This window comes from Mediterraneibacter torques (genome assembly GCF_044591705.1).
GTDB classification, from domain to species: domain Bacteria; phylum Bacillota; class Clostridia; order Lachnospirales; family Lachnospiraceae; genus Mediterraneibacter; species Mediterraneibacter torques.
On sequence record NZ_CP172594.1, the window covers coordinates 309,261 to 333,341 of the forward strand.

At 42.8% G+C, this 24,081-nt stretch carries 20 protein-coding genes and 1 riboswitch; of the genes, 9 read left to right on the top strand and 11 right to left on the bottom strand.

Going from position 1 to position 24,081, the window contains the following annotated elements:
- Positions 1–19: 19 nt before the first annotated feature.
- Both uraA and ACH9UM_RS01415 read right to left on the bottom strand, forming a co-directional pair.
- Positions 20–1,282, bottom strand: coding sequence for a uracil permease (gene uraA, locus ACH9UM_RS01410; RefSeq protein WP_009320650.1), 1,263 nt, complete (start codon positions 1,280–1,282; stop codon positions 20–22).
- Between the two features lie 225 nt (positions 1,283–1,507).
- Positions 1,508–2,452 carry a hypothetical protein gene (locus ACH9UM_RS01415; protein WP_370810159.1) on the bottom strand — a complete coding sequence of 315 codons (945 nt, stop codon included), beginning with the start codon at positions 2,450–2,452 and terminating at the stop codon, positions 1,508–1,510.
- A 622-nt stretch (positions 2,453–3,074) separates the two neighbouring features.
- On the opposite strand from ACH9UM_RS01415, the gene ACH9UM_RS01420 reads away from it, so the two are divergent.
- The 7 genes from ACH9UM_RS01420 (at position 3,075) to ACH9UM_RS01450 (ending at position 10,402) form a co-directional block, all read left to right on the top strand.
- Positions 3,075–5,534, top strand: a complete 2,460-nt coding sequence (locus tag ACH9UM_RS01420) for an NPCBM/NEW2 domain-containing protein (protein WP_009242413.1) — start codon at positions 3,075–3,077, stop codon at positions 5,532–5,534.
- A 24-nt stretch (positions 5,535–5,558) separates the two neighbouring features.
- The gene (locus tag ACH9UM_RS01425; protein ID WP_004847741.1) at positions 5,559–5,708 is read left to right on the top strand and encodes a hypothetical protein; all 150 of its coding nucleotides are present in this window, start codon (positions 5,559–5,561) and stop codon (positions 5,706–5,708) included.
- Positions 5,709–5,820: 112 nt separating this feature from the next.
- Complete coding sequence (locus ACH9UM_RS01430) at positions 5,821–6,261, top strand: S24/S26 family peptidase (protein WP_009242412.1); 441 nt, start codon at positions 5,821–5,823, stop codon at positions 6,259–6,261.
- A gap of 117 nt (positions 6,262–6,378) precedes the next feature.
- Positions 6,379–7,023, top strand: a complete 645-nt coding sequence (locus ACH9UM_RS01435) for a nucleoside triphosphate pyrophosphatase (protein WP_004847743.1) — start codon at positions 6,379–6,381, stop codon at positions 7,021–7,023.
- Positions 7,024–7,304: 281 nt separating this feature from the next.
- A riboswitch (TPP riboswitch) is annotated at positions 7,305–7,413 on the top strand.
- Between the two features lie 36 nt (positions 7,414–7,449).
- Entirely contained in the window at positions 7,450–8,115 is a 666-nt protein-coding gene (locus ACH9UM_RS01440) for an energy-coupled thiamine transporter ThiT (RefSeq protein ID WP_004847744.1), read from the top strand.
- A 294-nt stretch (positions 8,116–8,409) separates the two neighbouring features.
- Positions 8,410–9,129 (top strand): response regulator transcription factor, encoded by a 720-nt coding sequence (locus tag ACH9UM_RS01445; protein WP_009242409.1) that lies wholly within the window; start codon positions 8,410–8,412, stop codon positions 9,127–9,129.
- Positions 9,104–10,402 carry a sensor histidine kinase KdpD gene (locus tag ACH9UM_RS01450; protein WP_009242408.1) on the top strand — a complete coding sequence of 433 codons (1,299 nt, stop codon included), beginning with the start codon at positions 9,104–9,106 and terminating at the stop codon, positions 10,400–10,402. The genes ACH9UM_RS01445 and ACH9UM_RS01450 overlap by 26 nt, the downstream gene beginning before the upstream one ends.
- Positions 10,403–10,557: 155 nt before the next feature.
- Here ACH9UM_RS01450 and ACH9UM_RS01455 read toward each other — a convergent pair whose 3' ends face one another.
- Together ACH9UM_RS01455 and ACH9UM_RS01460 are read right to left on the bottom strand one after the other, a co-directional pair.
- Positions 10,558–11,934: an MATE family efflux transporter gene (locus tag ACH9UM_RS01455; protein WP_004847747.1), complete on the bottom strand. Its 1,377-nt coding sequence runs from the start codon at positions 11,932–11,934 to the stop codon at positions 10,558–10,560.
- A gap of 159 nt (positions 11,935–12,093) precedes the next feature.
- Positions 12,094–12,645 (bottom strand): sporulation initiation factor Spo0A C-terminal domain-containing protein, encoded by a 552-nt coding sequence (locus tag ACH9UM_RS01460; protein WP_004847748.1) that lies wholly within the window; start codon positions 12,643–12,645, stop codon positions 12,094–12,096.
- A gap of 207 nt (positions 12,646–12,852) precedes the next feature.
- Between ACH9UM_RS01460 and ACH9UM_RS01465 the strand changes: the two genes are divergently transcribed.
- Positions 12,853–13,590: a helix-turn-helix domain-containing protein gene (locus ACH9UM_RS01465; RefSeq protein WP_004847750.1), complete on the top strand. Its 738-nt coding sequence runs from the start codon at positions 12,853–12,855 to the stop codon at positions 13,588–13,590.
- A 113-nt stretch (positions 13,591–13,703) separates the two neighbouring features.
- Here the strand turns inward: ACH9UM_RS01465 and ACH9UM_RS01470 are convergent, their stop codons facing one another.
- Positions 13,704–15,134, bottom strand: a complete 1,431-nt coding sequence (locus ACH9UM_RS01470) for a phosphatidylserine/phosphatidylglycerophosphate/cardiolipin synthase family protein (RefSeq protein ID WP_009242406.1) — start codon at positions 15,132–15,134, stop codon at positions 13,704–13,706.
- Positions 15,135–15,388: 254 nt separating this feature from the next.
- Here ACH9UM_RS01470 and aroE point away from each other — a divergent pair, with 254 nt between their 5' ends.
- Positions 15,389–16,264, top strand: a complete 876-nt coding sequence (gene aroE / locus ACH9UM_RS01475) for a shikimate dehydrogenase (RefSeq protein ID WP_009242405.1) — start codon at positions 15,389–15,391, stop codon at positions 16,262–16,264.
- Between the two features lie 57 nt (positions 16,265–16,321).
- On the opposite strand, the gene ACH9UM_RS01480 is transcribed toward aroE, so the two are convergent.
- From ACH9UM_RS01480 to hydE, 6 genes are all read right to left on the bottom strand, one after another.
- Entirely contained in the window at positions 16,322–17,131 is an 810-nt protein-coding gene (locus ACH9UM_RS01480) for a Cof-type HAD-IIB family hydrolase (RefSeq protein WP_004847757.1), read from the bottom strand.
- A 33-nt stretch (positions 17,132–17,164) separates the two neighbouring features.
- On the bottom strand, positions 17,165–18,586 hold the full coding sequence (murF, locus tag ACH9UM_RS01485) for a UDP-N-acetylmuramoyl-tripeptide--D-alanyl-D-alanine ligase (RefSeq protein ID WP_009242404.1): 1,422 nt from the start codon (positions 18,584–18,586) through the stop codon (positions 17,165–17,167).
- 33 nt (positions 18,587–18,619) lie between these two features.
- On the bottom strand, positions 18,620–19,672 hold the full coding sequence (locus ACH9UM_RS01490) for a D-alanine--D-alanine ligase (RefSeq protein ID WP_004847761.1): 1,053 nt from the start codon (positions 19,670–19,672) through the stop codon (positions 18,620–18,622).
- Between the two features lie 149 nt (positions 19,673–19,821).
- Positions 19,822–21,270, bottom strand: a complete 1,449-nt coding sequence (locus ACH9UM_RS01495; protein ID WP_004847763.1) for a nicotinate phosphoribosyltransferase — start codon at positions 21,268–21,270, stop codon at positions 19,822–19,824.
- A gap of 143 nt (positions 21,271–21,413) precedes the next feature.
- Complete coding sequence (gene hydG, locus ACH9UM_RS01500) at positions 21,414–22,835, bottom strand: [FeFe] hydrogenase H-cluster radical SAM maturase HydG (protein WP_004847765.1); 1,422 nt, start codon at positions 22,833–22,835, stop codon at positions 21,414–21,416.
- A 97-nt stretch (positions 22,836–22,932) separates the two neighbouring features.
- On the bottom strand, positions 22,933–23,991 hold the full coding sequence (gene hydE, locus ACH9UM_RS01505) for a [FeFe] hydrogenase H-cluster radical SAM maturase HydE (protein ID WP_004847767.1): 1,059 nt from the start codon (positions 23,989–23,991) through the stop codon (positions 22,933–22,935).
- Positions 23,992–24,081: the final 90 nt, after the last annotated feature.

Below are 24,081 nucleotides of genomic sequence, written 5' to 3' on the forward strand. Positions count from 1 at the left end.
TTTGTTTTTTCAGTGTGTTTTAGCAGTTTTCTCTGTCATTCGTAAGTTTTAGCTTATCGAAGAGGAAGAACATCAATCCCATGATCATTCCGACAACACATGCCAGTACCATACCTGTAAGCTGAATACTTCCAAACTGTACTTTGATACCGGATAGTCCGGTTACGAAAATAATAGAGGTCATTGCCATATTTCTTGATCTTGCGTAGTCAACTTGAGAATCGACAAGGATGCGGATACCTGACGTGCCGATCATTCCGTACAGAAGGAATGAAATTCCGCCGATAACAGGGCCGGGGATAGTGCTGATCAAAGTCGTCATTTTCCCAATGAAAGAACAGATGATCGACAGTACTGCGGCGCCTGCGATAACGTATACGCTGTAAACTTTTGTCATAGCCATAACTCCGATGTTTTCGCCGTATGTTGTTGTCGGTACGGAGCCGATAAATCCTGAGATCATCGTGGAAAAATTATCTGCAAAGAGGGAACGGTGCAGGCCCGGATCTTTCAGAAGGTCGCGTCCGACGATTTTGCTTGTTACGATCTGATGTCCGATATGTTCAGAGGCGATAACAAGGATAACAGGCAGAATGATCACGATTGCTTCCCATTTGAATTTTGGCGTGGAGAAGTTCGGAAGCGCAAAAAATGATGCTGAAGCAACTTTACTGAAATCAACGATTCCACATAAAAGAGCCGCGATATATCCGGCAATGATAGCGATCAGGATCGGAATCACGGCAAAAAATTTGCGGAACAATACAGATCCAAGGACAGCGGTTAAAAGTGTGACAAGAAATACGATCACATTTTTCGGATCGATGGAAGATGCCGTAAGACCTGCATTGGAAGCGGCTGTTCCGGCAAGTTCAAGTCCGATCAGTGCGACAACCGGTCCCATAGCGGCAGGGGGAAGTACAACGTCGATCCATTTGGAACCGAATTTGCGGATGATCAAAGCAAGGACACATCCTAAGAATCCGACTGCCACAAATCCGCCGAGTGCATAGCTGTAACCCCATTTTTCAATTACAATTCCCGCCGGTGCAAGAAATGCAAAACTGGAGCCGAGGTATGCAGGCGCTTTTCCTTTTGTAATCAGGATGAACAATAATGTTCCGATTCCGTTCATAAATAAAACAACGGCCGGATTCAGTCCGAATACGAACGGAACAAGTACGGACGCACCGAACATTGCAAACATATGTTGTATGCTTAGCGGTACGAGCAGCTTGAAAGGTACTTTTTCTTCTACTTGGATAATTTTTTTGTTTTCCAAAGTTTAAATCCTCCTCATTTTCATATTTCTCATATGTTTTTCTCATAATCTTTTACATTTTAGCATAGTAAAGGGAAGGCTGTCATTATAAATTTAGCCTCAAAGAGCTGCTTACAGTATAAATCGTCGGAAGTGCCAAAAGGCACATCATGAGATTGTAAGCAGTAGATGGGGTTTGGGCAACTTTGGACTTTTTCCTTTTTAATCATACAAAAGCATATAAGATTAATTTAGATGAAATTGCTTGATCAAATGAGAAATATTTTCTTCCGTATCTTCAAGATCATTTGCAATTTCGGAAACTGTTTTTCCTTTTTCAAGTTTTTTCTGAATGAGAGAGCAGATTTTTTGGAGAAATTCTTTTCGTTCCTCTTCTCGTCCCTGCATTCTTCCCTCTTCTCTTCCCAGTTTTCTTCCTTCTTCTCTTGCCTCTTCTCTTTGCACTTCAATATCTGTCTCATAGTCGTATTCGTCTAATAACATATTGACAACCTCGCTTCCTTTTCGCATTAAATAATCAGCAAGAATTCCTCTTTCGATGCACTCTTTTATCGCTTTTTTATAAGGCTCTTCCTCCCCGGAGATCTGATAGTTCTGCACGATTTCCATGAACTGGCTGTATTCTTTCAGTACCTGACACCTTTCTAAGATTTCATGATGTTCTTCCGGCCGGATATTGATAACTTTCACTTTCAACTCCAGACTCGGCTCACCGTCTTTTACGATATAGGCATCTGACAGGCGCAGTTCTTTTTCCTTTTCCCACTTTTCTTTTCCGTTATAGAATGTGTAAAATTCCGGTGTCGGAAGGGAAACGATTTTCTTTTTATACCGGCTTCTCGGCGGTACAAGCCTTTCATAAGCACGTCCGATGTACAGCAGACTCCGAAGGGGCATGTTTTCATTGACCGCAGACTGATGCTCGCCGAATACGATCACTTTTCCTCCTGCGTCAAAAGAAATATCGTTTTGAAAATTCATATAGATCGTATTGTCTACACGGAATTTCCGAATCTTCGTTCCTTCCGGCAACGGCTCATCATGGATTGCATTAAAAAGCGCGATCTCGTTCGCTTCTGCTGATTCGTCCTCATAGAACAGATCTACAAAGACACTGTTTTTAATTTCTCTGTTTTCTTTTCCTGTCATAGGCTCTCCTTTCATGTGCATGAATGAGTCCTATAGAACAAGAAAACTCTTTTCTGAAACGCCTTTTGCTCGTGATTTTTAAAAGGATTTTAGAAAAACGAGTTTCTTTTATTTAGAATCAGTATACGAAAAAAAGAGCTGTTCTACAAGACTATCCATGCAAAAACTGTTGTTGTATTGTATCGGGTAATTTTGAGGGAATTCCTCAGACCGGTGAAGCTGCCGGTATTTTTCACAGAAAGAATTTCTGTGAGTGGAATTATCATAGCATATCTGTAAATGAGAAACAATAATATATTATCTGTTTTGCTATTAGAAAAATTGATATAAAAATCTGTGGGAAGGAAGAATGGTGGGGAATCTGAAAATGTAAATATTGGCAAAATAGAGTAAAAATGCACAAAAAAATTAAGATATAAAAGAAATATTAGAAAAAAATACACAAAACATATTGACAGAAAAATACAGGGGGGGGGGTAAAATTATAAAGATATAACATCATTTATCATTCGAGTCGAAACAGAGATTTCGATAATTATAAGGGAACCGGGAGGTGAGGGAAGAAAAGCAATATATGAATATTTCTGCAGACCGTTGAATTATGGATTGCAAGTATAGAAAAAAGGAAGAGGTGGATAAGATTATGAAAATGAAACAGACATTCGCTTTATTATGCGCTGGAGCGATGGTTATTACAGGAAGCGCATTTCCGGTGAACGTACAGGCAAGCGCTGATTGGGTATGGAATGAAGAAGTCAGTGAATCGGGGTATAAGAAAGTGCCTTATACAGAGCTGACGACAACAGCGGATACGGAGGCGGATAATGAATCAAGTACAGGTGAAGGCGCGGCATCGCCCGGAACGGGACATGCAGTCAATGCGACAGACGGAGTGATTACGTCTTATTATCATTCGTGTTATAGCGGAGATAATCAGCCGAACAGGGAAGACGGCGCTCTGACAGGCAACAATACGATAACAGTAGAACTTCAGAACGCGCAGAGCATCCAGGGGATTACTTATCTTCCGAGGCAGGACGCGTTTGGAAACGGAACAGTGACAGAATTTAGTGTTTCGGTTCAGAAAGACGGAACTGAAAATTGGGAAAATGTAGGAAATAACTTACATATTAGTTATAACAACCCGGGAGCTAATTGGTCGGCAGAGAATAAATCCGAAAAGGAATTTGTATTTGATGCAGAAGTTGAGAATGTCAAAAAAGTAAAACTTACTGTCATTCATACGGATGGAAGCGCTCCCAATCAGCATATATCGGCGGCAGAAATCAGTATATTGACTCCGGTAAAAAAAGATGCGGAAACAGAAGCTTTAAAAATCAGAATACGAGAAAAACTTGCACAGATGGAATCACAGATGGAGTTGAACGTGCTTAGCGGAAACGCAGATTCGGGTAAAGTATATTCCAGAGCAAAATTTGATCCGATTAAGGCAGAGGCAGAAGCAAAGTTAGCGCAGGAAAGCACGACAAAAGAAGAACTTGAGGCTGTTTTCCAACAGTTGGAACAGTTCAAAATGGAATTTCAGGATGAATTGGGAACAGGAGTTTATGTGTCGGATTTAACGCACTTGTCCGGAAATACTGCATGGGGTGGAGTTAAGAAAGATCTGTGTCCGGATGGAAACAGGTTGATAGCAATCAAGAAAGATACGTCTACAATAAATACATATACAAAAGGCATAGGTGCACATGAGCCGTCTTCGATTGTATATGATGTGACAGGCTACAAGATGTTTTCTGCCGACATCGGTGTCGAGAATCATCAGATTGCGTCAGACGGCGGTGTTTTTGCAAATGTGAAAGCGAAATTTAAAGTTTCTACAAGTACAGACGGAAGTAATTATACACAGCAGTATTATGCAGAAGATCTTTCGGCAAACGGTGGATTGCGAAGTATTCGTGTGAAATTACCGGAAGGAACGACTCATATGAAGCTAGAGTGCCCTGCAAGCGCATGGAACAACGGAAATGGCGGGAAACTGCATACGTGTTGGGCAAATGCAAAATTATATGAAACTGTAGAAATCGCAGTTACGGGAATAACATTAGATCAGGATGCATTGGCTTTGAAAGTCGGAGGAACGGAAGAGCAGAAGACGGCGACGCTGCAGGCAGCGATCACCCCGGAAGACGCGACAGATCAAGAAGTTTTATGGGAATCTGATAATGAGGAAGTCGCTACTGTTGACGGCGGAGTTGTCACAGCTCATAAAGCGGGAAATGCAACAATTAAAGTAAGTTCTGTGAATTATCCTAATATAACGGCACAGTGTATTGTTACGGTTACCCGCGACGATACGGCGTTAGAAGAAGCGATTGCTGCGGCAGAAAGCAGGATGAAGGAAGAAAATTTTGCGGAGAAATATACGGAAGCAACGAGAAAAGCGCTTGAAGACGATCTTGCAGATGCAAAAGCAGCGAAAGACAATACAGCTCTTTCAGTAGAAGAGGTGAAATTGATTGTTGAATCTTTGAAGACGTCGATCGAAGGATTGCAGTTAAAGGCGGTTGTTACGATCAATAACAACGGAAACACAGAAACAAAATATTGTGAAGTCGGAGATCAGGTAAGAGTTGTAGCAGCACAGGCTCCTGAAGGAAAGAAGTTTTCACACTGGACTGTGAATGAAAAACCGATCTGTTACAATGAATCTTATACATTTACAGTATATAAAGACATAGCTGTGACATCTGTTTATGTTGAAGAAGCAGAAGAAATTCAAAAAGAAGTTTCGGTTTTGTGCGATGTGTCCTATGCAAATGGAAGAGTGAAGTTTTTGTCAAAATATTCTGTTCCGACAGATGCAGATTATAAAGTTATAAAAGCCGGTGTTGTGGCAACTGATAGTACAGGCTATGCAGCAATTCAGGAAGTACAACAAGAATTGACATTAGATACAACAGCAACTACCCGTTTGAAAAAATATGGTGTAAATACAGATTTATATTTGGCAAACTTCACACAGTATTTAAAAACGAGCAGAACAACAACTTGGTATGCAAGAGGATATGTAACATATCAGGACAATAGTGGTGAGCAACATACTGTATATAGCGACATGGCGCAATATACAATTCGATAAGAAGAGAAGGCAGGAGGAATAGAAGTGAGAAAAACATTTTTAGAGCCGGAATTAGAAGTTGTAAGATTTGGAACAGAGGATATTATTACAACATCTTTTGTTAATGATGGCGGTACTGAAGGAAATATTGGAGGCGGCGAGGATACTGATGAGTGGGGGCCAGAAACTCCATAACTAAAGTTATTTTCATTAGATGAAAAACATCCTTGGCAGATTATAAAGATCTGTCAAGGATGTTTTTATAAAATTATCTGTAGTGAAAGATAGATTTTATAGAGGAGACGTTATGCGCAATACATCTTTAGAAGAAGAACTTCGATCGGGGAAAACCTGTGTCTCTACAACCGTCGGAGACAGCATGGAACCGATGTTGCGTAATCGAAGGGATACAATTATTATAGAACCGGTTCATGGAAGATTAAAGCGATACGATCTTCCGCTTTATCGGCGACCGGACGGAAAATATGTGCTGCATCGTATCCTGCATGTGAAAAAGGAAGGATATATCATCTGTGGGGACAATCGCTGGTGGAAAGAGAATGTGCCGGAGGAGTGGATACTTGGTGTCGTGACCGAATTTTATCGTGGTGAGAAACATATTTCTGTGAGATATCCGACATACCGTCTATATGTTCATTTGTGGTGTGATTTGTTTTTGATCCGAGCGGCAATTCTTCGTATAAAAAATAAGCTGCAACGTATTAAAAAAGCCAGGACTGCTCAATGAAATAATTTATGTAAAGTATGTTTTTTACAAAGGGTGACATTCTTTGTGTACACATATACATTGGTTGTTGTATACTTGGAGTAAATAAAATAAATAGAAGAAAGCAGAGAAGTGAAAATGCAGACAAAGAAAAGAATTATTCTTGGGTCGGCTTCCCCGAGAAGGCGGGAGCTCCTTGAGCAGATCGGAATTTCATTTGAAGTAAGAGTCAGTGACAAAGAAGAAGTTTATCATAGTCTGATCCCCGAAGAGATTGTAAAAGAGCTTGCGCTTTCAAAGGCGGAAAATGTTGCGGATGATTTACGGGAAAAACAAGAGCAGGTGAAGCAGATAAGTTTTGATAAGAAAAATAATGTACTGTTGGATACGATTGTGATCGGAGCGGATACGATCGTTGTGTCAGACGGAAGTATTTTAGGGAAACCGAAAGATGAGGCAGATGCCGTCCGTATGATCCGAAGTCTGCAGGGAAGAAGTCACAAAGTGTATACAGGCGTGGCAATTTTGGATTATGACGATGAGGGAAAAAGAAAGTCGGTTGTTCATGCAGTTGAAACGGAAGTTTTTGTCAATCCTATGAGTGACGAAGAGATTCGGGAATATGCCGCAACAGGAGAACCTCTTGACAAAGCCGGAGCGTATGGTATACAGGGGCAGTTTGCAGCTTATATCGAACGGATCGACGGAGATTATTATAACGTGGTCGGACTCCCGGTATCTTATGTGTATCGACAGTTAAAAGAAATAGCGGAGAAGGACTGATGGGGGCACAGCGATGCCCATATAAAAGGCCGGACAGGATGATTGTTCAAATTTCTTGACATTTTTTGTCAAAGAGGTTATTATGGATACGGTCAAAGATGTAACAGTTTATCCCACGCCATTCGTAAAACCGCACTGCGTGCTTATTGTGGCTGACGCCACTGTTTTACTCATAAATAGGCGCTTAGCACATACAGATGTCCGCTTGCAAAAACATGCAGGCATGTTTTGTGCTTCACACACACTGTATGGCTAAACTGTTACTAAAAAATTACATATAGATTGATGACAAGGGGAGCTTGTGTTACAGGCTGAGAGGAAGTTGGGAACTTCGACCCATAACCTGATTTGGATAATGCCAACGTAGGGATTATGTTATGAGTGTTTATACCTTTTGTTTTCAATCTGAGAACAGGAGGTTTTTTTATGTTTGATTTACTTGTAAATGCAGAAGGCGGGCTGACAACTGCGGGATATGTTGTCACGATATCCGTCGGGATCGTACTTTTTCTGGCGGCAGTATTTTTCGCGGGAAAGAGATCTAAGCGTCAAAAAATGACGACAAAGCAGCTAGTATTTTGTGCGGCTGCAATGGCCCTGGCGTTTGTTACGTCTTATGTAAAGATTTTTCAGATGCCATGGGGAGGCAGTGTGACATTATGCAGCATGCTGTTTATTGTACTTGTGGCAAACTGGTACGGTGTCGGAACAGGAGTTTTGGTAGGTCTTGCTTATGGAATCCTGCAGTTTATACAGGAACCGTATGTACTTTCTTTTTTCCAAGTGTGCTGTGATTATATTCTGGCATTTGCAGCTCTTGGTGTGGCAGGATTTTTTGCAAAAAAGAAGCACGGACTGCTTAAAGGTTATATCGCGGCAGTTTTGGCAAGAGGTGCGTTTCACGCACTTGGGGGATATTTGTATTGGATGGATTACATGCCCGATAACTTCCCGAAATCATTGACAGCGATCTATCCGATTGCATATAATTATAGCTTTCTTTTGGCGGAAGCGGCGATTACGCTCGTGATCATTTGCATTCCTGCCGTGGCAAAGGGACTCGGTAAGGTAAAGCAGATTGCGGCGGAATAAAATAAAATTCACATGTGTAAAGATGACAGGCGGTTCGGAAATAAAGAAATTTCCGGATCGCCTGTTATCGTTTGTGGTATAATGATTGCACGTTGTGCAATCCAAGCCGATTGCCCGGCTTGCCGCCACAAAAAGTGGCGGATTATACCGGCGATCCACTGCTTGGAAAGGAAATGTATGAAAGGAAATTCCCGACGGCCTTTTATAAGAAAAATTTAAGAATTACATCGAGTTTTTTTTAACAGTGGAAGTGTACTGTTTATATCAGATAAAGGAAAACGAGAGGAGAGAATGATGGCAGAGGAAATGAATATGGGAGAGGTTGTCATGGTTGTTGATGACAACAAAGAAATTGTATATTCGATCAGTGAACTTTTAAAATACGAAGGATACCGGGTGATTCCGGCGTATGATGGAATGGAAGCGTTAAACTTGCTTGAGCAGAATCCGGTAGATTTAATTCTGCTTGATGTTATGATGCCACGGTTAAATGGCTTGTCTGCTCTTATGAAGCTTCGGGAGAAATACAGGATTCCGGTTATTATTCTTTCGGCAAAGACGGAGGAAAGTGATAAGGTATCGGGACTTGTGCTTGGTGCGGACGATTATGTGGAAAAGCCCTATAATCCGGCGGAGTTGATGGCTCGCGTGAAAGCGCATTTGAGGAGATACAGGGCGTGGGGAGGCGAGCTTCCGAAGGAAAATGATGATCAGATCATAAACGGAGGCCTTGTACTTGACAAAAAACAGCGGATCGTACTTGTGGAAGGGGAGGAAGTGAGGCTGACGGCTACGGAGTATAAAATTTTAGAACTTTTGATGGAACATCCGGGGCAGGTGTTTTCTTCGGAGCAGATTTATGAAAATGTCTGGCAGGAATCGGCAAACTATACAGTGGAAAACACGGTAATGGTTCATATCAGACACATTCGGGAGAAAATTGAGATTGATGCAAAGAAACCAAGATATGTAAAGGTGGTGTGGGGTATTGGATACAAAATGGAAAAATATTAAGTCAAAGGCGAAAAGTTTTTTAGAGAAATGCTGGCTTAGCAGTACAGGGATTGCAGTGAAACTATTTTGTTTTGTGCTGGCAGGGTTTGGAATCGCATTCTGGTATAGTGTTGTAGTGTACCGTACGTACCATCCGACCGGAGAATCATTGTTTTTCGGGATATTGGGAAATGCTTTATTTGGAGCAGGGCAGATGATACTGACCGCATTTCTCATTATGAGGAAATTCCGTGAATGGGATCCGGGAGAAAAGGATGCGTATGTGAAATGGCAGAACAGGTGGAAAATCAGGAATCGCAGACTGCAGTGGATAGGCGGAACAGCTCTTTTGATCGCTTTGTGGTATATGTCGTACTTAATGAACGGCGGAATGTATATAGGAACAGGATGGCAATACAATTATGCATCGGGTTATGTCATGATTTTATCGGCGCTCGTTCAGTTTGTGCTTGCCGGAGCGGTGATGAATCACTTTAAAAAGAAACAGTTAGACATGATCATGTGTAATTTTGAAAAGATAAATCAAAACAGGATCAAAGAAGCGCTAGAGATCGAGCGAAAGAGTCTTGAAAAAGTATCGCGCAGCGATCAGCTCAGAGTAGATCTTATTACAAATGTTTCCCATGATCTGAAAACGCCGCTTACGTCGATGGTCGGCTATATTGAACTGATCAAGAGGGAAGAATTAAGCGATATTGTCCGCGATTATGTGGATGTGATTTCAGAGCGGGCAGAGAAACTAAAAGAAATGATCAACAGTTTATTTAATCTTGCAAAAGCAAGCAGCGGAAATGTAGAGCTGCATCCGGAGCCGTTCGAGGTAAATCGGATGATCGAACAGATCTTTGCGGATATGGATGACAGGATAAAAGAAAGTCATTTGGAATTTGTTACCGATCTGACAAAAGAAGATACACAGCTTATATCGGACAATTCTTATTTTTACAGAATCTGCCAGAATCTGATTGAAAATGCGTTGAAATATTCTGCAAAGGGAACGCGTGTCTTTGTGAAAACGAAGCTTTTGCAGTCGGAAGGAAAAGAGGAAGTATGGCTGGAAGTAACAAACACATCGGGATATCCGATGGATTTTACAAAAGAAGATATTATCGAAAGGTTTGCAAGAGGAGATAAGGCAAGAACCGGAGACGGAAACGGACTTGGACTGGCGATCGTAAGTACTTATGCCAAAGCGCTCGGGGGAGAATTTGATATATTGATCGACTGCGATCAGTTTAAAGCCTGTTTGAAATTTCCGAAAAAGACAACATAATTTTGATTATTATGCAGAAGAATGCAGAAAAGCAAAAAATCACCCGTTTCTTATGTGAGTATATTACTTTATGATGATTCGGGTAATTTTTTGCTTTTTTACTCTCGCAGCGCAGATAGTCCAAGTCCGGGTCTATCTAAGATTTTATCGGCTGCTTACAATTTTGGAACATGCTTTTTAGAACTTCCGGCGATAGTTTTATGGGTTATGTATATATAGTAGATGATAAATGCAAGCGCTGTGATAACCCATGTTACCGGATAGCTTAAAATAATCGCCGATATCGTCGGTGAGATTTTCAGCATGGCGGCAAGCCATGCGATGCGAAGGACGCAGACGCCAAGCAGAGTAATGGCTACCGGAACGACGACGTTTCCGACTCCGCGCAGCGCTCCGGCGATAACTTCGATAAAGACATATACAATGTACCATGGCGTGATCAGAACGAGCATGTCGCATCCGATTTCAATTACATGACTGTCGTTTGTAAATAACCGGAATAAAAGGAATCGTGCGGCGATCAGAAAGACAACAAGTACGGCGGAAACAATAAAATCCATAAGAAGGCATACGCGGGTACTTTTGCGTACGCGATCCATTTTTCCGGCGCCGTAGTTTTGCCCTACGAATGTTGTGATCGCAATTCCGAACGCAGTGCTGACCATCCAAAAAATTGCGTCCAGTTTTCCGTAGGCTGACCATGCGGCGGTTGTGTCCGTGCCGAAAGTGTTGACAGCAGATTGAATGGCAATATTTGTAATAGAGAACAGGATCGCTTCAAATCCGGTCGGCAGTCCGAGTTTTAACTGCATTTTCAAAATCGAACCGTGGAAACGGATCTGTTTGACGGAAAGTTTTAATATGCCTTCAGAGCGCATCAGTTTTAAAGTGACAAGTACGGCGCTTACAGCCTGTGCGATGAGGGTGGCAACGGCAACTCCCATAACACCCATATGGAATACGATAACGAATAAAACGTCAAGCACGATGTTGATGATGCAGCAGACGATCAAATAATAGAGCGGACGTTTGGAATCTCCGGTGGCGCGCAGTATTGCCGATCCCATGTTGTAAATGAGGACGAAAATGATTCCGGCAAAGTAGATCCTTAAGTAAACGGCGGAATCTGCTACAATATCGGCAGGCGTATTCATCATCTCTAAAAGAAACGGAGTCAGAATTATTCCTGATACGGTAAGGATCAAACCTCCGAAAGCGGCGATCGCGTAAGCTGTGTGAAGACCTTTATTTGCAGAGCGGGAGTCTTTCGCACCGAAAAATTGTGCAATCGTTACGGATGCCCCGGAAGAAAGCCCGGTAAAAAATCCGACTACAAAAGCAACGATCTGAGCAGAAGAACCTCCTACTGCGGCGAGAGCTTCTTTTCCGACGAATTGACCGACGATAACACTGTCAATCGTGTTGTATAGCTGTTGAAAGAAAGTCCCGAGTAAAATGGGAAAGAAGAAAAGTAGAAGCTGCCGCCAAATAATGCCTTCTGTAATCTGGTTTTTCTGAATGTTGGTAGACATAGAACCATCTCCTTTCAATAATTTTCGGTATTAGGCGTTTGTGAAACGCCTAATATTATATATGAAAAGCGAGGTAAAACCAAGTGAAATTCAAACATATGTTGTTTTGCGGAGCTGTTTTCAAAGATGATAAAAATAAAATAAGAAAGAGCCGAGTCTTTAAGATTTTAAAGATTTTGGAAATCCGGAACAGCTCCGTTCACTTTGTCCGTCGTCTGTCGGATGAATATCATCTCTTACAGAAGCAAGAGTGCGATTAAACAAAGATTCGATCTCTTCGGATAAGGTTTTCATTGCTTCCATATATATCTGTGCTTTAAACTCACAAGTCTGTGAGGTACAAGTTTGTGGGTTGCATTGCTGATGATGCCGTTCTGCCTGATGTCTGCGGCGTTCTTGCCCGATTCGAAGATAGAGTGTCCGCAATAGCGTGGAGTTCTGTCTGTTTGTCAGATCCAGATAGCGGGATACCATATCAGGATCACCTTTTGTAAGTGCAATATCGAAAGCGTGTCGTATGGAACGCTCTACTCTTGATGGTGTTGTGTGATACTTTTTAGCGATATCGATATAGAGTGCTGATATCTTTCCGTCAGGATAGTATGGATCGGTATTAAATAATTCTATTGCGTCGCAAATATAAGTAAAACCTTTGATTCCTGCCGGAACTCCGATGTTCATCAGTACATCTATTACATAATCTTTCATCATGCCCCTCGATTCTAGTTGTTAATATTACCTAAGAAAATTGATTCATATTAAGAAAATATACCAATTTTACGGCTATTTCTACATCAGTTTACGACAGATTTAATAAAATGTCAATGAGAAACTACAATAATCTTGAAAAAGCGATTGCTTTTACAGGAAATTTGTAATATACTTTGAATAATATGTGGTGAAGAGAGGGTTAAAATCATGACGATGATCAGAAATAAGATTCGTAAGCGACGTCAGGAGTTAAACATGTCAAGAGTACAGCTTGCCGAAGCGGTGCAGGTTACACCGTCTGCTATTGCAAATTATGAGAATGGAATCAGCTATCCGAAACCGGATATTTTTGTTGCGCTGATGATCACGCTTGAAGTAGATGCGAATTACTTTTATGAAGAGTATGTAAGAAACAGAGAGATTGCCATCGCATGTAAAAGAGCGATCACACAGGATGAGATATATGCTCTTGAAAAGTACAGGCAGTTGACGAGCAGCGGGAAAAAACTTGTTCGTATGGTGATCGAAGAAGAGTATTCGAGAATGCAGCAGGAAGAATGGATTTCTTTTCCGTGTATGAAAGATATGGGAGGAGGGATTGATGCGATTTGTAAAAAAAGAGCAGAATATTTTGAATTCCGTGTACGCAAGGAGAATATGATAGACGGCATGGAATTTTGCCTGCAGCTTCAGACAGACAGATACGAGCCTGTTTTTCGGAACGGGGATGTGATCGCATTGACCGAAAAAAAAGCAGGTCAAAATGAAATAGGAATTTTCTTAGTAAATGAAGTTTATTATTTGAGATTATTATATCAGGAAAATGAAGAGAAAAAGCTGAAAGCATTGAACGTATTGGAACAGGATGTAGTAGTAAAGCCGAAAGACCGGTTTATCTGCATGGGAACAGTTCTCGGGAAGGTACAAGGGATGCCTGATTTGTGATTCTCGTTTCCGTGCAGATAAATCCGATCAGAGAAGATATCGATCATAAGAAATTCGGCTGTAAAAATTTAATCATAAAAGTTTTGTCTATAAAGAGTTTTTAATAAAGTTGTCTATAAGAATCTTCGGAGCGGTTTGATAATTTGTCTTAATGTTGCGTAGAATAATTTCTTTCCGGTGCTTAATTCTTTTGTTTTGTAATTTTCCCCGTAGGTATATTTTCCGTTTTCCATCGTTTTTGAAAAGGTTTTATCATGTTCGGCTTCTTTTCGTATAATTGCGTTTAATTCGGTTGAATCGACGGCAAGCATTAATTCGGTATCAAGATATGTGCTTCGCATGTCAAGATTGTAAGAACCGACGATACTCATGCGGTCATCTATGAGAACGGCTTTCGTATGGCAGGAATGGGGAGCCATATATTCGTAAACTTTCACACCGGTTCTCCATATCTTTTCTTTTTCATTTAAGTAATCTGTACAGCCCCACGGATTGGCGCCTTTTGCGACATCATTTGTAATGATCTCGACAGAGACGTTATTATCTGTGAGCTGAGAAAGATCGTCGTACATTTCCCTGCCGCATATAATGTAAGGGGTGTAGATCGTCGCCTGTTTTCCGGACATCATAAGCCGGTGAAGAGAGTACCACATCCACGGTTCTTTGTTTTCTGATTCGATCGGATTGCTCAAAAGAGTGATCTTATTTGTCTCAAATGTCAGTTCTTCCCAGTTTTGTTTTTCGTATGCGGCAGGATATTTTTTCTGTAGCTCTTTGTAATGTTTTTTCAGAGCTTCTGTTTTTTCGACCGTCTTTTTTCCGTTTCTTGAGCCACGGCACGGTTTGCTGTCAGAAGAATCCCATATGGAATCAAAATAAGTCTGAAGCTGGGACATAGAAGTGTTTTGCATATTTTTGCCCGGATCTGTTTCGTAAACAAACAGCTCCTTGTCGATGTTTTTTCCTTTTGAATAATCTCCGAGAAACAGGTTTGTTGTGTTGCGTCCGCCAAGTGTATACATCTGGTCATCGATGATCAGATATTTGTCATGAAGGCGGGCCTGCATATCCCATGGTTTCAAAAAATTCACAGGATTATAAATGCGGACCTGAGCGTTTTTATGAGCGTCTAAAGCAAGAAACCACGGATTGTGCTGTACATCCATAAATCCGCTGATTCCATCGACGATAACACGGATATCGACGCCCCGGTCCGCGGCGTTTAGTAAGGCGGAAAGAATATCCTGCCCCGCCTCATCATCGTTAAAATCAAAGGTCGATAAAATGATGGATTTTTCTGCTTCTTCGATCATACCGAGCCGATACAAAAGAGCGTCGTTATTATCAGTGATGTAGGCGATGCGCTCTGTCCCGGATGTGTCGGAATAATATTCGGCTGCCGCATCTTTTTCTTTGTATTCTTCCGATACAGTTTTATGCGGCAGATAAGGAACAGTAAGGAGGATAATATAAATAAGGATTAAGATAAGTACAATGTATTTCCATGAAATATGTTTTGCGAGAAAAGAAAAACTGTTTTTCATATTTTCGTAAAATCTCCTTTCTTTTGGAATAAGATAGCACATTTTTTTAAAAGGGGCAATTCATTAAGACAAAACGACAACGCGTTAGTAACATGGGGTGACACGGGATAAATGTATGCATTTTAATTCGATTTTTATTTTAACGAATTTTATTCACACTTTAAAGTGTTGAAGTAAACAAAAAGTTGTGATATACTGTATCCATATTTGCAGTGCGCCTGTTTTGAGAGCGCATGATCATGGAGGGAGAAAAGATGGAAAGAAGAATTAACGGACATACAAGGCTTTACGCGCTGATCGGTTCACCGGTAGGCCATTCGGGGTCTCCGGCTATGTACAACTACAGTTTTGAAAAGCTAGGGATCGATGCGGCGTATCTTGCGTTTGACATACCGCTGGAGAAAACAAAAGATGCGATTGACGCATTCCGCACATTAAACGTAGGCGGTTTTAACATAACGATGCCGAACAAAACCGCGGCGGCACAGCTTGTAGACAGATTGTCCCCTGCGGCGGAACTTGTCGGAGCGTGTAACACCGTCGTTGTGGAAGAGGACAAAACGATGACAGGGCATATTACAGACGGGATCGGATTTGTCCGCAATCTGAAGGAACAAGGAGTCGGGATAGAGGGAAAGAAGATCGTTTTGCTTGGTACAGGCGGAGCGGCGACTGCGATCGCAGTACAGGCGGCGCTTGATAAAGCGTCAGAGATTGCGATATTTAACCGGAAGGATGAATTTTTCGCAAACGGAGAAAAAACGGTAGAAAAGATTAAAAAAGCAGTACCGTCGATGAAAAAAATCTATATTGAAGATATTGATGATGAGAAAAAATTAGGAGAAGCTATCGCCGGAAGCGATCTTTTGATCAATGCAACACGCGCCGGAATGAGTCCTTTGGAAAACGTGCTTCCCGTTCCGGAAGAATTACTTCATAAAGATCTGGCTGTTGCGGACGTCGTGTATAATCCGAGAGAGACGCTGCTTATAAAAAAAGCAAAAGAGGCAGGCTGTAAAGCCGCAGTCGGAGGAATCGGGATGCTGCTCTGGCAGGGAGCTGCGGCGTTTGAACTGTTTACAGGAAAAGAAATGCCGGCACAGGAAGTGATGGAACTTTTCTTTTCCTGAAAAAGTATCGTGACAGCTCTTACAGATTGTATGTGTGAGCCGATATAAAAGATTTCTTTATCGCATAAACGTATCGATCACATGGAGTACGCCGTCTTCGTCATTGGAACGAGTGATGAAGTCGGCGGTTTCTTTTATGATCGGCTGTGCGTTTTCCATGGCGACTCCAAGACCGGCATATTCGATCATGGACAGATCGTTGAAGCCGTCGCCGCAGCAGATCATCTCATTAGCGGTCAGACCGATGCTGTTTAACAGCTTTTGGAGAGACTGCGCTTTGTCAATGTTTTTCGGCATGATCTCCAAGAAAAACGGTTCGGAAAGATAGATATTTAAAAGCCCGTGGTACTGCTTGCGGAGCGGTTCGATCATCGTTTCAAGTGTTTTCGGATCGCCGCAGATGAGCAGCTTATTTACCGGGAAATCAAGGGCGGATGGAAAGTCGTCCGTTGGAACAATTTCCATATTGTTTATTCCCGATTCTATTTCTACATATTTGTTCGGACAAATCCCTGAGAAAATATGAGTGTCATCGTAAGAGATGATATCCAGTCCCGGAAATGTCTTTACGTATTCCCAGACCGGACGGATGATTTCTTTTGGGATCGTTTTATTGTAAATGATCTCGCCTGTGGAACATTTTGTAATACGTGCGCCGTTAAAGGAGAGCATGTATCCGCCGAAAGTATCCATCTGAAGTTCTTTTGCAAGAGGCGCAACACCGTTGATCGGCCGCCCGCTGGCAAGAACGACAGTGCGGCCGGCTTCCTGAATCTCAAGAAGCGCCTGTTTTGTCGGCGCGGTAATTTCCTTTTTTGAATTGGTCAAAGTGCCGTCCAGATCAAGGACGAGAACCTGATATTTCATAATCCTTCTCCTATGCTTTATCAAAATATAATATTATTGCTGTAAAAATTCGACGATTTCCGGAAACTCCATTCCGTGTGAAGCCTTTACAAGTACGGTATCGCCTTCTTTTAAAAGTTCTTTCGCCTCGCGCAGAAAATCTGCCTTTGTGGCGAAATGGCAGATCTGAGTCGGAAAATGCGCAGAAGACGAAGGCGTCTCTTCGGTATGTTCTGCGTTTTTTTGCTGCTCAAGATATTCCAACGCTCCGTCTGCCGCCGACTTCATCAAACTGCCGATGCAGATCAAAACATCGATGCCTTTTCTGACGGCGTGAATGCCGACTTCGCGGTGCATCTGTTTTTCGTTTTCTCCGAGTTCAAACATATCTCCGAGTATTGCTGCTTTGCGAGTATCTGCAAAGGCAAGAACATCGAGAGACGCTTTCATAGAAGTAGGGTTTGCGTTGTAGCAGTCGTCGATGATCGTAAAATGGGGCGCACGGATCAGGTTATTGCGTCCGGCAATCGGAACATTTGCTTCGATTCCTGCGCAGATTTCCCTGTCTGTCATACCAAGAGCGTATCCGACTGCGGTAGCCGCAAGCGCGTTGTACACCATGTGAGCGCCCGGGATGTTGATATGTGCCGTAAAAGAAGAATTTGGTGTGAAAAACTGTGCGTCCGTTCCGTTTAAACCTTTGCCGGAAATATTTTCGGCGTGAAAACCGCAGCTTTCATCAAGACCGAAGTAGACAGGCGTGATTCCGTTTTCGGGAGAATATCCGCGCAGTTTGTCATCGTCTCCGTTTAAGATTATTGTTCCGTTTTCATTCATATAAGCAAACATTTCTGTTTTTGCTTTTAAGATCCCGTCTCTTGAACCTAGATTTTCCATATGGGCGACACCGATATTTGTGAGAACGCAGATGTCCGGCCGGGCAACTTTCGCAAGGCGCGTCATCTCTTCGAAGCCGCTGATCCCCATCTCAAGAACCGCGATTTCATGTTCCTTACGGAGGTTGAAAACAGTAAGAGGAAGCCCAATCTCATTGTTAAAGTTTCCTTCTGTTTTCAGAACCGAATATTTTTGTGACAGGACAGAGGCGATCATTTCTTTTGTGCTCGTTTTTCCGACGCTTCCCGAAATGCCTACAACTTTGATATCAAGGGAACGCCGATAGTGTTCTGCGATATCTTTTAAAGCCTGTTCACATGACGCCACTTTAATATAAGAATAAGGAACATCTCCGAGATCTTCTTCGGAAACGGCGCAGAGCGCTCCTTGTTCCATTACTTTCGGAATAAAGGAATGTCCGTCGACGCGTGCCCCCCGGATCGCGATAAACAGACTGTCTTTTTCTGCTTTACGGCTGTCGATGACGACGCTGCTTACTTCACGGGGGAGAAATTCAGATCCGCCGTAGTATGTACCGCCGCAGGCTGCGGCAATTTCCTGTAATGACATATATTTCATAAGATAGCTCCTGCCTTTCTTAAACAACATGTATTAATAACGCGCTTCTAACGATTTTTTGATGATCAGTTCACACAGATCGCCGTATTCGATTCCTGCCGCTTTCGCTTCTTTCGGCAGCAGGCTGGCTGCGGTCATGCCCGGCAGAGTGTTCATTTCCAGACAGTAAAGATTTCCTTTTTCATCCAGAAGAAAATCGGCGCGGCTGTATACGTTGAGTTTCAGCGCACGGAATGCTTTTACGGTAAGTTCCATCATCCGGGAAGCTGTCTCTTCGGGAATGTCCGCAGGGCATACTTCTAAAGTCGCGTCCGCCTGATATTTATTCGCATAATCGAAAAATCCTGTTTTCGGTATGATTTCGATCGGAGGAAGCGCCTCGTTGTCAATTACGCCACATGCAAATTCACGTCCTTTTATATACTCTTCTACAACGACTTCATCCTCATAGAAAAAGGATTTTTCCAAAGCTTCTGCATATTCTTCTTCTGTACTGACGATATATACCCCGATGCTCGAACCTCCAGAACATGGTTTTATAACGACAGGAAGGGAAAGACCTGTTAAAGCAAGAGAGCGGTCTTTTGATTTCTTGTGAATGGTAACGCCTGCCGGCGTGTCGATGCCTGCCTGGAGAAAGACTTGTTTTGTCAGTCCTTTATCCATAGCGACGGCGCAGCCGAGAGAATCGGGACCTGTGTAGCGGATACCGAGCAGGTCAAAAGTAGCCTGAAGTTTTCCGTTTTCTCCTTCACCGCCGTGAAGTCCGAGAAATGTGATATCTGCCAGACGACATAATTCAATGACGTTTGGTCCTAAGAAACAGTCGGATTGATCAGGCCGGGATGCTTTTACAGCGGCAAGATCAGGTTCTTCACAACTGATGTTTTTCGCAATCTCAAGACCGTGACCGGGAAGGGTAAATACGTCTTCCAAATGTTCGGGAGCGTGTTCCAGCCCTAAAAATACGTCAAGAAGAAAAGCGTCATGACCTTTTTCGATTAATGTACGGCAGATGCCGGCGGCAGAAGCAAGAGAAACGTCTCTTTCAGTGCTTAGTCCTCCGGCGAGTACGATGATTTTCATAATTGTTTATACTCCTTTGATTTCGAGATATTCGTTTTTGTTTATTTGATTTTCAGATATTCGTTTAGTTTCATTAAATTATAATATGGAACGTTTCGGTTAAGTCGTCTAAGTCGTCGATCTGATATAGATTCATAAGAGAGTTGTTCCTATCGGTTTACGTTATTTAACAGTTCGGTTTTTGTATCATAAAGTCTTTGTGAAAGGTCTACATATACTTTGTGCGGGTTAAAGAGACGCTTTGTCTCATCCCACAGAGTATTTTTCTCCTGTTCGCAGAAAGAGGCAATCTCTTTTACGGACGGAGAAGTGTATTTACATTCGCCACGGATAAAGATCGGTTTTAAAATCTCTTTCATTGTATATGTGCCGCCTTCAAGCCGTGTCTTTTTCCATGTGGAATTCGGATCAAAAAGAAGCAGATCTTCAGAAGTATCGTAAGTTTCATCTGCAAAACAGATTAGATCGGCGCGGATTTTTCCTGTATCTTTATCATAAATGCGATAGATCGTTTTGTTTCCGGGATTGGTGATTTTTTCTATATTTTCGGAAATCTTGATTTTCGGAACAAATTCCCCGTCTTTATTTTGGATGGCGGCAAGTTTGTAAACCCCTCCGAATGACGGACAGTCTTTTGATGTGATCAGATTCGTTCCGACACCCCATGAAGTGATGGCAGCTCCCTGAATTTTCAGATCGTTGATCAAAAATTCGTCCAGATCATTTGACGCGGCGATAACTGCGTCAGGAAATCCGGCTTCATCGAGCATTTTCCGTGCCTTTTTGGAAAGGTAGGCAAGATCGCCGGAATCAAGACGGATTCCGTAACTTTTCGGATGGATTCCGGCATCTTTCATTTTCTGAAATACACGGATCGCATTCGGAACACCTGATTTTAATGTGTCGTATGTGTCTACGAGAAGCGTACAGGCGTCAGGATACAGTCTGGCGTATTCTTTAAATGCCGTATATTCGTCAGGAAAACTCATGATCCAGCTGTGTGCATGTGTTCCGAGAACAGGAACGTCAAACATTTTTCCCGCGAGAACATTGGACGTTCCGACACAACCTCCGATCATGGCTGCCCTTGCCCCGTAAAGACCTGCATCAGGTCCCTGGGCGCGGCGCAGACCGAATTCCATCACGCCGTTTCCCTGTGCCGCGTGGACAACGCGGGAAGCCTTTGTTGCGATCAAAGACTGATGGTTGATAATGTTTAAGATCGCGGTTTCGACTAACTGCGCTTCCATGATAGGGGCGATCACTTTCACGAGCGGTTCCCGCGGAAAGATGACGCTGCCTTCAGGAATGGCATAAATATCGCCGCTGAAGTGGAATCCGCTCAAGTAGTGGAGGAAGTCCTCGCTGAACAGTCCGAGTCCCCTTAGATAATCTACGTCTTCATAAGAAAAATTCAAGTTTTTAATATATTCGATCACCTGCTCTAAACCGGCCATGACAGAGTATCCGCCCTTGTTTGGATTTTCGCGGAAAAACACGTCGAAAATGACCGTTTCGTTTGCCTGCGATTCAAAATATCCCTGCATCATTGTCAGTTCGTAAAGATCTGTCAGCAAGGTGAGATTTTGTGCGCTCATGGTTATTCCCTCTTTTCATTGCCATGCATAAGACGAAACGATGAAACTGCTTTCGTCTGTATCGTAAATTTGCAGAGGAAGCAGAAGTGGTTTTTACTGCGGCTTCCGTCTGCCAACGCTCATTATATCACAAGAAAATAAATTTAGAAACGAAAATCTCTTCTGTTATCCTGCTCGATCAGTTTCAGATTTTCCAAAACGACGGCACGCGCTTTCTCATTCGGAACATTGAGAACTTCTCTGTCGATCAGCCGGTCTCCGATTGCCTTTGTCTCAGGAGACGCATAATCCATCAAATATTCTTTCAGTGTCATGAGAGCGTTCGGATGACAGCAGTTTTGGATCTGTCCGCTTTTGCAAAGAGACATAAACCGATCTCCGGTTCTTCCTTCACGATAACATGCGGTACAAAAACTTGGGATGTAATCCATTTCCATAAGCCAGCGGACAACTTCGTCAAGTGTGCGGGTATCGCTGACGTCAAACTGTTCGGATTTGGCATCTTCAGGTTCCGGTTCACAGTACCCTCCTACGCTGGTTCGTGATCCGCCGCTGATCTGGGAGATTCCAAGATGAAGGACGCGCTCCCGTGTTTTCTGGTTTTCGCGGGTAGAGATAATCATTCCCGTATATGGAACGGCGATTCGGATGCAGGCAACGATCTTGGCAAAAGTATCGTCGTCGATTCCGTTGTCAAACTGATCGGGATCGATATCGTCGGCGTGTTTCAGACGAGGAACGCTGATCGTGTGCGGACCGACTCCGAACGCCGCTTCCAGATGCTCGGCATGCATGAGAAGCCCGGCAAATTCATAGCGGTATTTGTCCAGTCCGAAGAGAACACCCAGACCGACGTCGTCTATGCCGCCTTCCATGGCGCGGTCCATCGCTTCGGTGTGATAGTTGTAGTCGTGTTTTGGTCCGGTCGGATGCAGTTCAAGATAGCTTTCTTTATGGTATGTTTCCTGAAACAAGATGTACGTTCCGATGCCGGCTTCTTTGAGCAGGCGGTAATTATCGACTGTCGTAGCCGCAATATTAATATTGACACGGCGGATCGCGCCGTTTTTATGTTTGATGCTGTAAATCGTTTTGATCGATTCTAAGTAATAGTCCATCGTATTGCGGACAGGATCTTCGCCTGCTTCCAAAGCAAGCCGTTTATGCCCCATGTCCTGAAGTGCGATGACTTCTCTTCGGATCTCTTCCTGAGAGAGCTGTTTCCTCATAATATGTTTGTTTTTCGCGTGGTACGGGCAGTAAGTACAGCCGTTGACACAATAATTTGACAGATAAAGAGGAGCAAACATTACGATTCTGTTTCCGTAGAAATCTTTTTTGATCTGTTCTGCAAGCTTATAGATCTCTTTGTTTTTTTCTTCGTCCGAACAGGCGAGAAGAACTGATGCTTCCCGATGTGTCAGCCCTTTTCGTTTTTTTGCTTTTTCAATGATCGCATCGATCAGTTTCATGTTATTTTTATTCTCATCTGCATAGGCGAGCGTTTCGAGAATTTCTTCATGATTGATAAAATCATCTGCATGTTTTGAATTTACATCGTACATAGTTGAGTCTCCTTTTAATTTTTAATATTATTTTTCGGAATTTTAAATCGTTTTATCTGCTTTCAGACAGGGAAAATGTTTCGGATGAAAGTGCTTTTTATATGTTCAGGGAATCTCCTCTGGAAACTGTGATTTCATATCCGATATTTTGTATTCTCTGCTTTAAAGAACGAAGGCTTTCGGCGGCTTCGTCACCGGTGCACAGTTTACTGTCGTAAAGTAAATATTTTTCTCTCACCTGCGGCGGAGAAAGATTCGGCATGATCACGTTCGCTCCGGCAAGAATTCCCTTTTCGCGGCCGTCGGAATCAATCGTGCCAAGAGCGGTCGTGGCAGGGAGAAGGACTTTCGGAAGAAGCAGACGGATCAATCCGAGCAGAAACAGCGTTAGATCAGCGCTTCCGGCCTTTTGATCTGCAAACGGGGTGTCATGATGGGGGATGAAAGGACCGATCCCGACCATCTGTGGATTGAGTTCTTTTAAAAACAGCATATCGTCTGCCAGATTTTCAAAAGTCTGATAGGGCGATCCGACCATAAATCCGGTGCCGACCTGATAGCCGATCTTTTTTAGATCAAAAAGACATTGCTTTCGTCTGGCGGCGCTTAAGGCAGGGGGGTGAAGCTTTCCGTAATGCGTGTCATCGTATGTTTCATGTCTTAAAAGAAAGCGATTCGCTCCGGCGTCATAAAGTTGCTTGTAGCTTTCATAAGAACGTTCTCCGATTGAGAGTGTGATCGCGCAGTCACTCCATCGCGTTCGTATAGAAGAAATAATATCAGTCAGCCGGTCATCCGTAAATGAACCGTCCTCACCGCCTTGCAGAACGAACGTCCGAAAGCCGAGAGCATATCCCATCTCACAGCAGGAGAGTATCTGCTCTTTTGTCAGACGGTAACGGTTGGCATTTCTGTTACTTTTTCGTATTCCGCAGTAGAAGCAGTCGTTTTTACAATAATTTGTAAATTCGATCAGTCCGCGGATGTATACGCTGCGTCCATAATGGCGTGTGCGGACGGCCTGTGCCCGTTCAAATAAATAGTCTGCATCATCGGCCGTTCTGTTTTGAATCAGGCGGATCCATTCGTCTCTGGAAAGATTACGGGTTGCTTCTAATCGGTCAATCAGTTGTTTTGTATCGTTTTTTTCGGTCATAGTCGTGTCCTCTCGCAGAAAAATAAGTGTGACAGTTCAGTTCGCGCCATTCGTAAAACCGTACTGCGTGCTTATCGCGGCTGACGCCGC

Bases quoted from the DNA above. Each gene is read 5' to 3' on its own strand.
- ACH9UM_RS01415 (WP_370810159.1), bottom strand. From the start codon at position 2,452: ATGCACATGAAAGGAGAGCCTATGACAGGAAAAGAAAACAGAGAAATT.
- ACH9UM_RS01420 (WP_009242413.1), top strand. From the start codon at position 3,075: ATGAAAATGAAACAGACATTCGCTTTATTATGCGCTGGAGCGATGGTT.
- ACH9UM_RS01430 (WP_009242412.1), top strand. From the start codon at position 5,821: ATGCGCAATACATCTTTAGAAGAAGAACTTCGATCGGGGAAAACCTGT.
- ACH9UM_RS01435 (WP_004847743.1), top strand. From the start codon at position 6,379: ATGCAGACAAAGAAAAGAATTATTCTTGGGTCGGCTTCCCCGAGAAGG.
- ACH9UM_RS01440 (WP_004847744.1), top strand. From the start codon at position 7,450: ATGTTTGATTTACTTGTAAATGCAGAAGGCGGGCTGACAACTGCGGGA.
- ACH9UM_RS01445 (WP_009242409.1), top strand. From the start codon at position 8,410: ATGGCAGAGGAAATGAATATGGGAGAGGTTGTCATGGTTGTTGATGAC.
- ACH9UM_RS01455 (WP_004847747.1), bottom strand. From the start codon at position 11,934: ATGTCTACCAACATTCAGAAAAACCAGATTACAGAAGGCATTATTTGG.
- ACH9UM_RS01460 (WP_004847748.1), bottom strand. From the start codon at position 12,645: ATGATGAAAGATTATGTAATAGATGTACTGATGAACATCGGAGTTCCG.
- ACH9UM_RS01465 (WP_004847750.1), top strand. From the start codon at position 12,853: ATGACGATGATCAGAAATAAGATTCGTAAGCGACGTCAGGAGTTAAAC.
- ACH9UM_RS01470 (WP_009242406.1), bottom strand. From the start codon at position 15,134: ATGAAAAACAGTTTTTCTTTTCTCGCAAAACATATTTCATGGAAATAC.
- aroE (WP_009242405.1), top strand. From the start codon at position 15,389: ATGGAAAGAAGAATTAACGGACATACAAGGCTTTACGCGCTGATCGGT.
- ACH9UM_RS01480 (WP_004847757.1), bottom strand. From the start codon at position 17,131: ATGAAATATCAGGTTCTCGTCCTTGATCTGGACGGCACTTTGACCAAT.
- murF (WP_009242404.1), bottom strand. From the start codon at position 18,586: ATGAAATATATGTCATTACAGGAAATTGCCGCAGCCTGCGGCGGTACA.
- ACH9UM_RS01490 (WP_004847761.1), bottom strand. From the start codon at position 19,672: ATGAAAATCATCGTACTCGCCGGAGGACTAAGCACTGAAAGAGACGTT.
- ACH9UM_RS01495 (WP_004847763.1), bottom strand. From the start codon at position 21,270: ATGAGCGCACAAAATCTCACCTTGCTGACAGATCTTTACGAACTGACA.
- hydG (WP_004847765.1), bottom strand. From the start codon at position 22,835: ATGTACGATGTAAATTCAAAACATGCAGATGATTTTATCAATCATGAA.
- hydE (WP_004847767.1), bottom strand. From the start codon at position 23,991: ATGACCGAAAAAAACGATACAAAACAACTGATTGACCGATTAGAAGCA.